This window comes from Deinococcus aestuarii (genome assembly GCF_018863415.1).
In the GTDB taxonomy this organism is placed as follows: Bacteria; Deinococcota; Deinococci; order Deinococcales; family Deinococcaceae; genus Deinococcus; species Deinococcus aestuarii.
Genome location: NZ_JAHKSN010000026.1, coordinates 23,180 through 35,724, shown reverse-complemented (window position 1 = coordinate 35,724; position 12,545 = coordinate 23,180). Strand labels below are relative to the sequence as shown.

At 72.6% G+C, this 12,545-nt stretch carries 16 protein-coding genes; 7 read left to right on the top strand and 9 right to left on the bottom strand.

Annotated features, from left to right (window positions below; translation table 11 throughout):
• Positions 1-17 precede the first annotated feature (17 nt).
• Together IC605_RS21530 and IC605_RS21525 are read right to left on the bottom strand one after the other, a co-directional pair.
• Positions 18-1,151: a cysteine desulfurase family protein gene (locus IC605_RS21530; RefSeq protein ID WP_216328812.1), complete on the bottom strand. Its 1,134-nt coding sequence runs from the start codon at positions 1,149-1,151 to the stop codon at positions 18-20.
• Positions 1,152-1,310: 159 nt separating this feature from the next.
• The gene (locus tag IC605_RS21525; RefSeq protein WP_216328811.1) at positions 1,311-2,969 is read right to left on the bottom strand and encodes a PASTA domain-containing protein; all 1,659 of its coding nucleotides are present in this window, start codon (positions 2,967-2,969) and stop codon (positions 1,311-1,313) included.
• A 225-nt stretch (positions 2,970-3,194) separates the two neighbouring features.
• Between IC605_RS21525 and IC605_RS21520 the strand changes: the two genes are divergently transcribed.
• On the top strand, positions 3,195-3,416 hold the full coding sequence (locus IC605_RS21520; RefSeq protein WP_216328810.1) for a hypothetical protein: 222 nt from the start codon (positions 3,195-3,197) through the stop codon (positions 3,414-3,416).
• 10 nt (positions 3,417-3,426) lie between these two features.
• Here the strand turns inward: IC605_RS21520 and IC605_RS21515 are convergent, their stop codons facing one another.
• The 5 genes from IC605_RS21515 to IC605_RS21495 all read right to left on the bottom strand — a co-directional run bounded on the left by IC605_RS21515 (position 3,427) and on the right by IC605_RS21495 (position 7,250).
• Entirely contained in the window at positions 3,427-3,723 is a 297-nt protein-coding gene (locus tag IC605_RS21515) for an AzlD domain-containing protein (RefSeq protein ID WP_216328809.1), read from the bottom strand.
• Positions 3,720-4,448 (bottom strand): AzlC family ABC transporter permease, encoded by a 729-nt coding sequence (locus IC605_RS21510; protein WP_216328808.1) that lies wholly within the window; start codon positions 4,446-4,448, stop codon positions 3,720-3,722. The genes IC605_RS21515 and IC605_RS21510 overlap by 4 nt, the downstream gene beginning before the upstream one ends.
• Complete coding sequence (locus IC605_RS21505) at positions 4,445-5,302, bottom strand: zinc-binding dehydrogenase (protein WP_343216686.1); 858 nt, start codon at positions 5,300-5,302, stop codon at positions 4,445-4,447. Before IC605_RS21505 ends, IC605_RS21510 begins: the two co-directional genes overlap by 4 nt.
• Positions 5,303-5,355: 53 nt before the next feature.
• Positions 5,356-6,051, bottom strand: coding sequence for an amino acid ABC transporter permease (locus IC605_RS21500; RefSeq protein ID WP_216328806.1), 696 nt, complete (start codon positions 6,049-6,051; stop codon positions 5,356-5,358).
• Positions 6,052-6,488: 437 nt separating this feature from the next.
• Positions 6,489-7,250: an ABC transporter substrate-binding protein gene (locus IC605_RS21495; RefSeq protein WP_216328805.1), complete on the bottom strand. Its 762-nt coding sequence runs from the start codon at positions 7,248-7,250 to the stop codon at positions 6,489-6,491.
• A gap of 38 nt (positions 7,251-7,288) precedes the next feature.
• On the opposite strand from IC605_RS21495, the gene IC605_RS21490 reads away from it, so the two are divergent.
• From IC605_RS21490 to IC605_RS21475, 4 genes are read left to right on the top strand one after another with little or no spacing between them, the layout of a single operon-like run.
• Entirely contained in the window at positions 7,289-7,738 is a 450-nt protein-coding gene (locus tag IC605_RS21490; RefSeq protein ID WP_216328804.1) for a peroxiredoxin family protein, read from the top strand.
• Between the two features lie 3 nt (positions 7,739-7,741).
• Positions 7,742-8,410 carry a hypothetical protein gene (locus tag IC605_RS21485; RefSeq protein WP_343216685.1) on the top strand — a complete coding sequence of 223 codons (669 nt, stop codon included), beginning with the start codon at positions 7,742-7,744 and terminating at the stop codon, positions 8,408-8,410.
• 4 nt (positions 8,411-8,414) lie between these two features.
• Positions 8,415-9,407 carry an ADP-ribosylglycohydrolase family protein gene (locus IC605_RS21480; protein ID WP_216328802.1) on the top strand — a complete coding sequence of 331 codons (993 nt, stop codon included), beginning with the start codon at positions 8,415-8,417 and terminating at the stop codon, positions 9,405-9,407.
• The gene (locus tag IC605_RS21475) at positions 9,404-9,970 is read left to right on the top strand and encodes a nucleotidyltransferase family protein (protein ID WP_216328801.1); all 567 of its coding nucleotides are present in this window, start codon (positions 9,404-9,406) and stop codon (positions 9,968-9,970) included. The genes IC605_RS21480 and IC605_RS21475 overlap by 4 nt, the downstream gene beginning before the upstream one ends.
• A 426-nt stretch (positions 9,971-10,396) precedes the next feature.
• Here the strand turns inward: IC605_RS21475 and IC605_RS21470 are convergent, their stop codons facing one another.
• On the bottom strand, positions 10,397-10,783 hold the full coding sequence (locus IC605_RS21470) for a hypothetical protein (RefSeq protein WP_343216684.1): 387 nt from the start codon (positions 10,781-10,783) through the stop codon (positions 10,397-10,399).
• 5 nt (positions 10,784-10,788) lie between these two features.
• Positions 10,789-11,289 (bottom strand): hypothetical protein, encoded by a 501-nt coding sequence (locus IC605_RS21465; RefSeq protein WP_216328799.1) that lies wholly within the window; start codon positions 11,287-11,289, stop codon positions 10,789-10,791.
• Positions 11,290-11,369: 80 nt separating this feature from the next.
• Between IC605_RS21465 and IC605_RS21460 the strand changes: the two genes are divergently transcribed.
• Together IC605_RS21460 and IC605_RS21455 are read left to right on the top strand one after the other, a co-directional pair.
• Positions 11,370-12,107 carry an SDR family oxidoreductase gene (locus tag IC605_RS21460; protein WP_216328798.1) on the top strand — a complete coding sequence of 246 codons (738 nt, stop codon included), beginning with the start codon at positions 11,370-11,372 and terminating at the stop codon, positions 12,105-12,107.
• A gap of 162 nt (positions 12,108-12,269) precedes the next feature.
• Positions 12,270-12,527 (top strand): twin-arginine translocase TatA/TatE family subunit, encoded by a 258-nt coding sequence (locus tag IC605_RS21455; protein ID WP_216328797.1) that lies wholly within the window; start codon positions 12,270-12,272, stop codon positions 12,525-12,527.
• The last annotated feature ends 18 nt before the right edge of the window (positions 12,528-12,545 follow it).

Here is a 12,545-nt window from a genome sequence, read left to right as displayed (position 1 = left end):
AGGCGCCCGCCGACGCGCTAGGCCCGGCTCCACCCCGCCGCCTGCCCCAGCGCGTCGGCGGCGGCGTCCACCTCGGCCTCCGTGGTCGCCCGCCCGAAGCTGAAGCGCAGCGAGGCGCGGGCGTCCCCCTCGCTCAGGCCGATGGCCGTCAGGACGTGGCTGGGCTGCATCGTCCCGGCGGCGCAGGCACTCCCGGCGCTCACACACACCCCCAGCAGGTCGAGGTTCATCAGGAGTGCCTCGCCGTCCGCCCCGGGAACCGTCACCGAGGCGATCTTGGGGCTGGCACCCTGGGGGTGGTTGACCCGCAGACCGGGGATGCCCGCCGCCCGCGTCAGAAACCGCGCCCGCAGCCCGGTCAGGTGCGCGAAGGTGGCTTCCCGCTCCGCCTCCGCGTGGGTCAGGGCCACCCCCGCCGCGTATACGCCCGCCGTGTTCTGGGTCCCGGCCCGCAGCCCTCCCTCCTGCCCGCCGCCGAGGGTGACGGGGGGCAGGGCCGTTTCGCGCCGCACGTACAGGAAGCCCACCCCACGCGGCCCACCCCACTTGTGGGCGCTGAAGGTGGCGTAACTGACTCCCCAGCCGGGGAGGTCGAGGGGCAGCACCCCGGGCGCCTGCACCGCGTCGGTGTGATAGGGGACGCCCCGCTCCGCCGCCACGGCGCAGAGGGCGGGCGTGTCCTGCACGGTGCCGATCTCGTTGTTCGCGTGGTGGATGGAGACGAGGGCGGTGTCGTCCCGCAGGGCTTCCGTGAGCTGGGCCGGGTCGTAGCGCCCCCGCGCGCCGGGCGTCAGAAAGGTCACGTCCCACCCCTGCGCAGCGAGCCACCGGGCGGGCGCGAGGACGGCGGAGTGCTCGGTGAGGGTGGTGACGAGGTGGCCGGGCCGACCGTGGGCCGCCCGCCACGCCTGGGCCACGCCGAGCAGGACGTGGTTGTCTCCCTCGGTGCCGCCGCCGTTGGCGACCACGGTGCGGGCGTCCACCCGCAGGGCGGCGGCGACGCGGGCACGGCCCTCCTCCAGCCGCTCGCGGGCGGCCTGCCCCGCCGCGTGGACGGAGGCGGGGTTACCGGGCAGCGCGGCAGCCTCGGCGTAGGCGGCGAGGGCCTGCGGCGTCATGGGGTGGGTGGCGGCGTAGTCGAGGTAGATCATGGGGTGGGGGTGGGGGGTGGAGCACACCACCCGGCCTGGGCGGCGGCCCGTCAAGGGAACTGGGACGGACGGAAGGAGGCGTGCGGGTGGCCCTGTCGAGACCCGCCACCCCTCTGACTTCCGGCGGGAGGGGAGGCGGCACCACCCTCCCCACGGCCCCTACGGCGTGACCGTCGTGTACTCCGCCCCGTTTTGCCGGATCACGAACACGGCGTCGCCCGTGACCTGAATGTCGCGCTGCTCGGCGGTGGCGCCCGCGAGCTGGGCGCTGTCGGTGGCGCCCAGAATCTCGCGTTCCCCGTTCGCGTCGCGCACGGCGATGGTGTAAGTCCCGGCGGGAAGGTCACTGGGGAAGACGTAACGGAAGTTCACGGCGCGCCCCTCCCCGGTGGTGCCTTCCCCGGGGGCGGGGAGCGGTGTGGCGGGGATGTTCTCGGGCGCGAGGGGCTCGGCGTCGATCCGCCCGGCGTCCGTGCCGGTCGAAGGTGCGGTGGGTTCACCCGGCACGGCCTCGGGGGTCTCGGGCCGCTGGGGGGTGGGCGGCGGCGGGGGCAGCGGCAGGCCCTCCGCCGGGCGGCTGGGAGCGCTGTAGCGGGCCACGGCGACCGTCAGGGTGACCGGGCTGCCCACCGGAACGCGCACGTAGGGGGCGGGCGTCTGCTCCAGCACGGTGTTCTCGGGGGCGTCGCTCGTGCGCTCCACCACCCGGTTGACGACCAGCCCGGCGGTGCGGGCGTGTTCGCGGGCGGCGTCGAAGGGCATCCCCGTCAGGTCGGCGATCCAGGTGTCCTCGCCGCGCACGCCCGTCGAGACGAGAAGCTGCACGGGCTGGCCGCGTTGCAGGTTCGCGCCCGCCTCGGGCACCTGGGCGACGATCCGGCCCTCCGGCGTGTTCGTGAGCGTGCCGTCCACCCGGTCCACCTGCCCCAGGCTCAGGGACGAGTCGCGCAGCGCCGCGCGGGCCTGGGCCACCGTGAGTTCCTCCAGGCGCGGCACGCTGAGGCTGGGCGGGTTGTTCACGGTCAGGGTCACCAATCGGCCCACCGGAAGCTGGGTGCCCGCCGCCGGGTCCTGCCGGATCACGGCGCCGATGGGCACGTTGTTCGCGTCCCCCAGCGTGTACTCCACCCGGAAGCCCGAGCCCGTGAGGCTCTCGGCGGCGGCCTGGGCGGGCTGACCCGCCACCGCCGCGACCTCGCGCACGGGGGGATTGAGGTAGATCTGCGCGGCCTGGGCCCCCAGGTACGCGGCCCCGCCCAGCAGCAGCAGCCCGGGCACAAAGGAGAGCCAGGCGTCGGGCTGCCGCTGGCGTTTGCGGCGCATCCGCCCCCCGGCCAGGGCGGAGAGGGCCACCTCGCTCAACCGGACGACCTCCTCGGGGGAGCGCCCCTCGGGGGCGGGCCGCAGGTACGCGACGCGGGGCTCGCGGCCCTCGATCACCACGTCCGCGTCGGGCAGGGCGTACCCGTGCTCGGCGAGCCGGGCGGCGAGCGAGCGCACGGCATCGACCGTCTCCTCCTGCTTGACGGGCTGGGTGGCGAAGTCGGCAAGCGGCGTTCCCGCCACCGGCTGCCACACCGCGTAGTAGGCGCCGGGCCGGGCCACCACGTCGGTGAGCCCGGCGGGCTCGATGGCGCGCAGGGCCGAGCGGTAGGCGTGAAAGCCCTGCCGCCCCTCGGGGGTGGACACCTCGAACCACGCGAGGCGGCGGGTCACGCCCGCTCCCGAGCGCACCTCGCTGAGGGTCACGTTGCCCTCCCGCCCGAGTTCGCGGACGACCTCGTACTTTCCGTCGATGACCCCTGCCTGTGCCGTCATTCACCCTCAGGATAGCGCGGCCGGGTGAGGGGGAGGTGTCGGGGTGCAGCTTTCAGCGGTCTGCCGTCAGCTCCCGGTCAGAATGGGAGGGACGCGGCCGGTGCCGGGTCAGATCGTCCCCAGCCTTCTCTCCACCCTGTGCCACGCGAGGCAGATCACCGTCCTTCCTGGCAGGAATCGTTCGCCGTCTGGCGCGAACGGCGGTACCCACCCTGTCCTCCCGAAATGGGGGACGTGGACCTCGTGGGGCTGGACGCGGAGACGGCGGGGCTGCTCCTGCGCCTGACCCGGAGGGAGGGGGTCGCGGACGCGCCGACCCTCCACCTGCTGCGAGAAAGCCAGGGAAGGCTCGCCGGGGTGGTCGGGCGGCTGTCCGGCGAGTGCCGCGAATATTTCGAGGCGTTGGAGGACATCGTTTCCCGGGTATTTGAACAGGGCCGGGTGTAGTCCCTTCCCCTCACAGCCCCAGCAGCCTTGCCGCCCAGTACGCCGCGAAGCCGCCCAGGATGCCCAGCGCGAGGTTGAGGGTGCGCCAGATCAGCAGGCCGCCGACCGCGCAGCCCACCAGACGGCGGGGCCACTCGGGACTGCCGAGCACGTCGGGGACGATCAGGGCCGCGAAGACACTCACGGGCACGAAGCGCAGGAAGGCGAGCCAGAAGGGCGGCAGGCGCAGGCGACCCAGGCTGAGCCCGAGCAGCCGCACCGGGTAGGTGACCGCCCACATCAGCAGGATGACGACCGGGATGCTCACGCGCCCTCCCCTGCCCCGCCGGCCTCCGCCTGCCCTCTCCCGGTGACCAGGAAGGCGCCGAGCAGGGCCCCGCCCACCCCGGCGAGGAGCACGACGAGCCCGCCCGGCAAGACGCGGGACAAGCCCCAGGCGCCCAGACCGGAGAGCAGCGCCACGAGGACGGTCACCCGGTCACGCAACATCGGCACGAGCAGGCCGAGGAAGGCGAGCGGGAAGACCACCCCCACCCCCAGCGCCCCGGGGTCGGGCAGCACCGCATCCGCGAGGGCTCCGGCAAATGTCGCGGCGTTCCACACGACGTACAGGCTGAGTTCGGCACCCAGCAGGAACCCGAAGCTCAGCCCACCCGGCTCCCCCGGCCCGCGCACGACCGCCACCCCGTACGCCTCGTCGGTGAGGAACTGGGCGGCGACCAGCCGCTCTCCCCGCCGCAGGGGAAGCTGCCGCGCGAGGCTCAGGCCGTACAGGACGTGCCGGGCGTTGAGCAAGAAGGTGGTCGCCACGATGCCCCACCCGGAGGCCCCGGCCCCGAAGAGCCCCGCCGCCGCGAACTGCGACGCCCCCGCGAAGACGGTCAGGCTGAGCAGTTGCGTCTCCCAGACACTCAGCCCTGCCGCCCGCGCCGTGACGGCGTACGCGACCGCGAAGGGGATCAGGCCCAGCCACAGCGGCGTCAGGGCCCGGAAGCCGCGCCAGAAGGCGGGTCTGAAGGGGGCCGGGCTCAAGCCTCCCCCCTCCAATCGGCGACGAGCGAGACGGGGCGCGGCGAGATGCCCAGCCCCGCGAACGCGGTGGGGAGATCATCCGGCGTCACGGTGACCTCGAACAACCTCTCCAGCACGGGGTCGGCATGTGTCCACAGCCAACGGGCATAGGCGACGTGATCCTCGCCGTCACTCGACGCCGTGACCGTCAGTTCCCGGGTGTGGAAAGCCGGAGGCAGGGTCAGTGCCCCCCAGTTCCCGTCCGAGAGGACGCAGGCCCGCCCGCCGGGGCGCAGGTGGGAGAGCAGGTCCACGAAAGCCTCCGGGGAGGCGCTGCACTCGAAGCCCACATCGAAGTCATCGCGGCCCACTGTAGCGGGCGGCAGGACTTCCCGCGCCCCGAAGGCCAGGGCCAGCTTACGCCGCGCTGGGTCCGGCTCGGTCACGGTGACCCCGGTGATGCCCCGCCGCGTCAGATTGAAGACGGTCAGCAGTCCCAGCAGGCCCGCTCCGGTCACCAGGACACGCTCGCCGGGGCCAGGAAAAACCTTGCGGACGCCCTTGTGCGTCTCCTCCCCCAGGATCGCGGCGAGGGCCACCCGGTCGGGCACCTCGCCGGGAATGGGCAGGACGTTCTCTTCCCGGTGAACTCCGCCGCTCGCGTGGCCCAGCGTCGTGACCACCCGCGTGCCGAGCGCCAGATCAACGCCCTCCCCCACCGACTCGACCACCCCAAGCGTCTGGTAGCCGAGCGGGCACGGGTACGGCCAGCCGGGAAGGCGGCCCTCCACCACGCCGAGTTCTGACCCCACGCTCACGGCACTCAGGTGCGTGCGGACGAGGACCTCGCCGGGGCCGGGCGGGGGCAGGGTCACCTCCTCCCACCGGAAAACGCGCGGAGCCGTCAGGACGAGGCGGCGCACCCGCATCAGATCACCCGCCGCGCAGGCAACGTCTGCCCGCGGCTCAGGCGCCGCTCCAGCGCGCGCACGAGCCGGGTCAGGGTGAAGGTGAGGACGAAGTACACGGCGGCGAGGACGGCATAGACCTCGAACTGGCGGTAGGTCACCCCCGTGATGTACTTGCCCTGCGCGAAGAGTTCTTGCAAGGTGACGGCGCTGGCGAGGCTGCTCCCCAGGATCAGGCTGACGAACTCGTTCCCGAGCGCGGGCAGCGCCACCCGCCAAGCCTGCGGGAGAATCACGAACCTCAGCGCCTGCGCCCGGCTCAGCCCCAGGCTGCGGGCGGCCTCCACCTGACCGTGCGGCACGCCCGTGAGCCCCCCGCGCACGATCTCGCTCGTGTATGCCGCCGAGTACAGCCCGAGCGCGATCACCGCCGCCGGGAAGCCCTCCAGCGTGACCCCCAGCGCGGGCAACCCGTAGTACACGACGCTCAGGAGCACGATCAGGGGAATCCCGCGCACGACCTCCACATAGGCGTTGCCGAACCCGCCGAGGACGGGCACCCGGAACACCCGCGCCACCCCCAGCGCCGTCCCCAGCACCACCGACACACCGAGCGCGCACAGGCTCACCGCGAGCGTGAGACCCAGGCCGGAGAGCAGGAGCGCCGGGTAATCCCCCGAGATGACGGTGCGGAAGCCGGTCAGGAGGTCGGCCATGCCGGGCCAGTCTAGTGCCGCCACCAAAGAAAAAACCGCCCAGCGAGGGCGGCAGGCAAGTCAGGCGGGGCGCGAGAGGCTCAAACCCAGTTCAGAGCAGCTAGGGGCTGCCCCGATGACCATGCTCCCAAAAGAACCGGAAGACGCTCCAGCCCAGCGAGGAGAGGCCGATCAACTCCTTCCACGGGGTGACCCGCTTTCGTTGCTTCCTGGCTTTCCTGCGTGGCTTGGTGCGCTTTCTGGTATACTTTGTTTGGGACATAAGCATGACCGGGCCGGACACACCCTCTTCCCAGGGCGTCCGGCCACTTCCTTTCCTGGTGAGAGGTTTGGTCGTGGGCTGACGTGACGCCCCAGCGTTCCCCGCGTTGTCATGCTGCCCGCCCATCGCCAGGCGCCCCAAGTCTACTTCAAACCCAACCTCGTGCTTCAAGCGCCTACTTCTGAACGATCCACTTGTTCAGGAGCTTCTGATACTCCCCGCTCGACCGCAGCCGCGCCAGCGTCCGGTTCGCGGCGGCGGCGAGGTCACTGCCCCTGGCGAAGACCATGCCGTAGTCCTCGGCGGCGAGGTCCTGGCCCGCCTGCGCGAACTGGCCCGGCAGCCGCTTCCCGAGGTCGGCGACGGTGGGGGCGTCCCCGATCAATGCGGCGATGCGGCCCGCGCGCACGTCGGCGAGCCCGGCGGCGAAATCGTCGTAGACCTTGAGGGTGGCGCCCTTGGGTTTGAGGACGTCGCCCGCCACGTACTGCCCGGTCGTGTTCGCCTGCACGCCGACCGTCTTGCCCTTCACGTCGCCGGGCCACGCGAACTTGCCCGGGTTGCCGCCCCGGACGATGAAGACCTGCGCGCTGCGGTAGTAGGGCTGGCTGAAGCTCACGACCTTTGCCCGCTCGGGGGTGATCGTGATGCCGCTCATCGCCATGTCCACCCGGCCCGAGGTGACCGCCTGGGGCATCAGGGCGCCGAAGCCCACCGGGCGGACCTCCAGCCGCACCCCGAGGTCTTTCGCCACCGCACGGGCGATGTCGATGTCGAAGCCCTGTACCTCGCCGCCGGGGCCCTTGAACTCGAAGGGGGCGAAGGTGGGGTCAGTGCCCAGCACGAGGACGCCCCTGTTCTTCACGTCGGCGACGGTGGCGGCGAGCGAGGCGGACGACAGGGCCAGGGCCGACAGAAGGACGAAGGCGCGCTTCATGGGCCCAGGATAGGGGCACGGCGGGTAGACTCCTCCGTATGGACTGGCCCGCCCCCGCCGAGTTCGTGCACGGGGGGCCGCTGCCGCCGCCCGGCGAGTGGGAGAGGCCGGGGCTGGTCATGGTTTTCAACCTGGAGTGCCCGGCGTGCGTGTCGCGCGGGCTTCCCTTCCTCAAACGGCTGCACGCCGAGTTCGGCGACCGGGTGGGGTTGATGGCGCTGCACACCAGCCGGGGCCACCGTCTCCTCCCGCGCGAGGATGTGGAACCGACGCTCGCGCGGTTTGCAAAGGACTTCGCCCGGCTCCCCTTCCCCGTCGCCCTCGACGTGAGCGGTGACCTCGCCCGCGCGTGGGGGACGGAGGGCACGCCCCACTGGTTCGCCTTCGCGCCGGGGGGCGAACTCGTCCGCAGCGTGTACGGCAGCCAGGAGAACGCGCAGACGCGGCTGGAATATCTGCTGGAGGAACTGGCAGGGGGCAAGACCTAGCCCGTGCGGCCCTGGATGCTCGAAGCCCCGGCCCTCGACCTGCCGGAAGGGGGGGTGAAGGAGTTTCGCGCGGCTCTGGGCGGGCGGGACCTCTCGCGCCTTCACGCAGCCGCGTCCCGCTGGGCCTTCCTCGCGTGGCTGGCCGGGGAGGGCTGGCTGCTGCACGGCTCTGCGCGGGGCGACCTCACCCTCTTCGAGCCGCGCACGCCGCACGACCTGAGCCCGGACGAGTTCAGCAAGCGCACGGGCGTCTTCGCCACGTCGGACGGCCTGTGGGCGATGATGTACGCCTTGCTCGACCGGGACCGCGTGGCCCGGATGCTGAACGCGGCGGTGCAGGTGCGGGAGGCGGACGGCGGCTGGTCTCCGATGCGCTATTTCCTCTCTCTCGCGCCACGCGACCGGAGCATCACAGACGGGCGCTCCTTCCTCTCCCCCGGCTTCGTGTACGTGCTGCCCAGAGGTGGCTTCGAGCCCATGCCGCCCTACGAGTGGCCCGGGATGGGTGAGGTGCGGGAGCCCCACTGGGTTAGCCCGAACCCCGTCCGGCCCCTCCTGTGCGTTCCCGTCTCGCCCGCCGACTTTCCCCTCCCCGTCCGCACACATGACGCGGCGCGGGTGGACGCACTCTCGCAGCTCGACCCCTGGGGCTTCCCGTGGCTGGAAGAATGAGGGCGTGACCGACCCGCATCTGCACACTCTCCTCTCGCTGACCGCCGCCGACGCGCTGGGGGCCGCGACCGAGTTCAAGACCCCGGGGGCGATCCGCGCCCGCTACGGCGACCACATCACCGACTACCAGCCCGGCAGCGTCTTCGGTTTCGCACCCGGCGAGGGCACCGACGACAGCCAGATGACGGTGGCGACCCTGATCGGCTCTGCGCGGGGGGAGGGGCCGGAGGGCGTCCGGGCTGCCCTGCGCGAGTGGCTGGACGCCGGACCACCCGACGTGGGCAGTCTGACCCGCGCGGCCCTGCGCTACGGAACACTGGACGGCGGCGCCCGGGCCTGGACGGCGAGCGGCTTCGAGAGTGCCGGAAACGGCGGTCTGATGCGCGTTTCCGCCGTGTGGATCGCGGGCTTCACCGGTGGAGCGCTCGCCCACGAGTCGGCGGTGGTCACGGCCCTCACGCACGCGGACGCGCGCTGCATTCACGCCTCCGTGTTCCTGACGGCCTTTCTGGAGGCGCTGCATGGGGGAGCCCCGTACCGGGACGGAGCGGAGGTGGCCCTGGCCGCGATGGACGGCCTCGACGCACGGACCGCCCTGCTCGACGCGGCCATCTTCGGCCTGGGCACCCGCGAAGCCCACGCCGCCTTTCGGGAACGCGACCGCGCCGCCCGGGCCGGGGTCCGCGCCCGCGTCCGCTCGGGACTCGACGGACGCATCACGTCCCAGAGCGGCTTCGTGCTCGACACGCTGGAGGCCGCCGTCGCCCGCGCCCGCGCCGATACCTGGCCCGGCGGCGTCGAGCCCGCCGTCCTGGGTGGAGACGACAGCGACACGGTGGCCTGCGTGGTCGGGGCCATTGTTGGGGCACGCGGCCTGCCCGTTCCCGAACACCTATTACCTCCCCTGCGGCTGGGGCACTCCTGGCCCGGCTGGGAGCGCGGCTGGGCCTGCACCGAGCATTTCCCGGCGGTGGTGGCGGGGGCACGGCGGGCATGACCGAAGGAGAGTTCCTCCAGACCGTGCGGCTCAACCCCGTGAACGCCGCCCTTCTCGCCCGCCTGCCCGACCTCGGTGTTCCTCAAACCCACCTCGTCGCCGGGGCCCTCTTTCAGACCGTCTGGAACGTCCTGGGCGGTCAGCCTGCGAACGCCCATATTCGCGATTACGACGTCTTCTACTGGGACCCCGACCCGAGTTACGAGGCCGAGGACGCCGTGATCCGCCGCGCCGACGGCCTCTTCGCCGACCTGGGCGCCCGGGTCGAGGTCCGCAACCAGGCGAGGGTCCACCTGTGGTTCCCCGAAAAGCACGGCCTCCACCGCCCGCCCCTGCACAGCGCCCGGGAAGGCATCGACCAGTTTCTCGTCGAGTGCACCTGCGTCGGCCTTGACGCGCGGGGCCACCTCTACGCCCCCTTCGGCCTGGACGACCTCGCGGCGGGCCGCCTGCGCCCCAACCCGCGCAACCACACGCCGGGTCTGTACGCGGCCAAGGTGGCGGACTACCGGGCGAGGTGGCCGTGGCTGAGGGAGGTGGAGGAGGGCGGGGAGAACACTTGAACGGAGAAAGCAGCGGGTGTTAAGCATTCGAGGGCGCTGGGTGGCGTTTTGGCGCACCCCCTCCCAGCTTCCCCCCTTAAAGGTGGGGGTAGGGCGGTGGGCTGGTCACACGCCCCCTCACCCCGGCCCTCTCCCACAAGGGGAGAGGGAGTAAAGATGCTGGAGCTCTTGCTCTTTAAAACCGTCAATCGGGACGCCCGATGAGTACCCGGGACTGAACGCCCCTGGCCCACCACCACGTCGGCTCGCGCAGCGAGACGGTGGGCACGCCGATGGGACGCGACAAGATCAGACCTTGCGTTCAGAAGAACCCGACCACCCACGCCGTCCGTGTGTCCTTGCTCAGCGCAGCGCCGCTCCCCCTGCCCCCCCTGGGGGGAGGGGGCTGGGGGGTGGGGGCCAACCGTGGCAAGACACCCTGCCCCTTTACGCCATCCGAACCCCGTCCCCATACGTGGCAATCATCCCCGCCGTCCACACCACCTCGCGCAGATGGCCGAGCAGCAGATCCTCCACTGTCACACCCGGTTCCACCTCCACCCGGATCTGCTCAGCCGTGAGCCTCCGCACCGCCTCCCCCTCCCACTCCGCCAGCCGCGTGAGCCCCGCGTCATCCGGCGGCGGCCGGGTACCCGTCGCGTCCGCGATGCGCCCCCACAACGCCCGCTTGCTCGCCGTGAGCCGCGAGACGAGCGCCGCCACCCGGGGCGAGGGCTGCCCGTCGATGAGCGCCAGCGCCGCCCGAACGCTGTGGCGCGGCCCCCCCTGCGCCCCTTCGAGCAGCCAGGCGAGATCATCGGGCGACAGCGGCACCGAACTCACCGCACCAGCCGGAAGGTCTCGCCGTCGCGGGCGAGGCGGCCTTCCTCCTGCATCCGGCGCGTCACGTCCCGCGCCTGCTCCTCGGTGAGGGGCGAGGACACGGAGAGGTCGCCCAGGGTGAACTGCCCCCCCTTGCGGTACGCGAGCCGCAGCACCATCCGCTCCTGCACGTCCGTCCTCGGGGGGCGTTCCACCCGCGAGCCGAACAGCCGCCACACCCCCCACGCGACGAGGAGGCCGATCAGCAGGGCGACGGGCAGCGTCCGCGCGGCGAGGTCGGGCGCGGCGATCTGCTCGGCGAGCGCCGCGAGGTTCTGCCGGGCCGCCTCGACCTCCGCCGGCCCCGCCCCACTCGCCGCGAGGTCACGCACGTCCCCGCGCTCACGCAGGTAACGCATCACTCCGGCAGTGTCGCCCCGCACGTAAAAGGCGCTGTACGCGATCAGGGCGCTGCTCAGGCCCGCGAGCAGGGTGAGGGCGACACGCGGCAGGTTCATGCGCCCATGCTAGCGGCCCGCGCCCCCACCCTTGGCGCCCGGGGTCACGGTGACCCGGCGGCTGCGGTACGGTGTCCCCCATGACCCTCTTCAGGCTGGACGGACGGCACGCCCTCGTCACGGGCGGCAGCAAGGGCATCGGGCTCGCGGCGGCACACGCGCTCGTGCGGCTGGGTGCCCACGTGACCCTGGCGGCGCGCGGGGCGGAGGCCCTCAAGACGGCGGCGGACGCCCTCGGCGCCCACTGCGTCGTGGCGGACGTGGGGACCCCGGAGGGCGTGCGGGCGGCGGTCGAGGCGGCCCGGGCCGTCGGCCACATCGACATCCTCGTGAGCAACGCGGGCGGGCCGCCCCCCAGCCTCCCCAGCGAGGTGACCGGGGAGGGCTGGCAGCGCGGCTTCGAGGTCACCTTCCTCTCCACCGCGCGCCTCGCGGAGGCCGTGCTGCCGGGGATGCGGGAGCGCGGGTGGGGCCGGATCATCGCGGTCACCAGCCTCACCGTCGGGCGGCCCTCGCTGAACCTGCCCGTCAGCAACGCGATGCGCGCCGCCGTGACGAACCACCTGCGGACCCTCGCGCTGGAGGTCGCCGCCGACGGGGTGACCTGCAACACGGTCGCGCCCGGCTACACGGCCACCGACCGCCTGAGGGCCCTGCACGCCGACCCGGAGGCTGCCGAGCGTCTCGCGGGCCGCATTCCCGCCCGCCGCTTCGGCCAGCCCAACGAGGTCGGCGCGGCGGTCGCCTTCCTCGCCACGGTGGAGGCGGGCTACATCACCGGACAGGAACTGTTGGTGGACGGCGGCTGGAGCATCTGAGGAGGGGCAGCGCAGATTAAGAAACGGCCGGGTCATCCAGGGAGGCGGCGCGGGCATACATGCAGGTAGGACGGCCCAGGGATGCACAGGCCGTTCACACACGGGCGCTAGGCTGAAGCCACACGGGCCCACCGCCCGCTCACCCTTTCAGGAGGAATCCCCATGTCCCTCGGACCATTTGAAATCATTCTGATCGTCGCCGTGATCGCCCTGATCTTCGGGGCGCGCAAGTTGCCCGAACTCGGCAAGGGACTCGGGCAGGGCATCAAGGAGTTCAGGAAGGAGACGCGCGACCCCGCCTCCCCGGCCCAGCCCCCCGTGACGGACGTGGAGGCCCGCCCGCTCGACGCCGTGACGACCGTCCGTCCCGAGAGCCCGCGCGTGGTGGAGACGCCCGCCGACCGCGACCACCGCGCGTAGGGCCGGGGGCGAGGGCGC

Bases quoted from the DNA above. Each gene is read 5' to 3' on its own strand.
- IC605_RS21530 (WP_216328812.1), bottom strand. From the start codon at position 1,151: ATGATCTACCTCGACTACGCCGCCACCCACCCCATGACGCCGCAGGCC.
- IC605_RS21525 (WP_216328811.1), bottom strand. From the start codon at position 2,969: ATGACGGCACAGGCAGGGGTCATCGACGGAAAGTACGAGGTCGTCCGC.
- IC605_RS21520 (WP_216328810.1), top strand. From the start codon at position 3,195: ATGGGGGACGTGGACCTCGTGGGGCTGGACGCGGAGACGGCGGGGCTG.
- IC605_RS21500 (WP_216328806.1), bottom strand. From the start codon at position 6,051: ATGGCCGACCTCCTGACCGGCTTCCGCACCGTCATCTCGGGGGATTAC.
- IC605_RS21495 (WP_216328805.1), bottom strand. From the start codon at position 7,250: ATGAAGCGCGCCTTCGTCCTTCTGTCGGCCCTGGCCCTGTCGTCCGCC.
- IC605_RS21490 (WP_216328804.1), top strand. From the start codon at position 7,289: ATGGACTGGCCCGCCCCCGCCGAGTTCGTGCACGGGGGGCCGCTGCCG.
- IC605_RS21475 (WP_216328801.1), top strand. From the start codon at position 9,404: ATGACCGAAGGAGAGTTCCTCCAGACCGTGCGGCTCAACCCCGTGAAC.
- IC605_RS21465 (WP_216328799.1), bottom strand. From the start codon at position 11,289: ATGAACCTGCCGCGTGTCGCCCTCACCCTGCTCGCGGGCCTGAGCAGC.
- IC605_RS21460 (WP_216328798.1), top strand. From the start codon at position 11,370: ATGACCCTCTTCAGGCTGGACGGACGGCACGCCCTCGTCACGGGCGGC.
- IC605_RS21455 (WP_216328797.1), top strand. From the start codon at position 12,270: ATGTCCCTCGGACCATTTGAAATCATTCTGATCGTCGCCGTGATCGCC.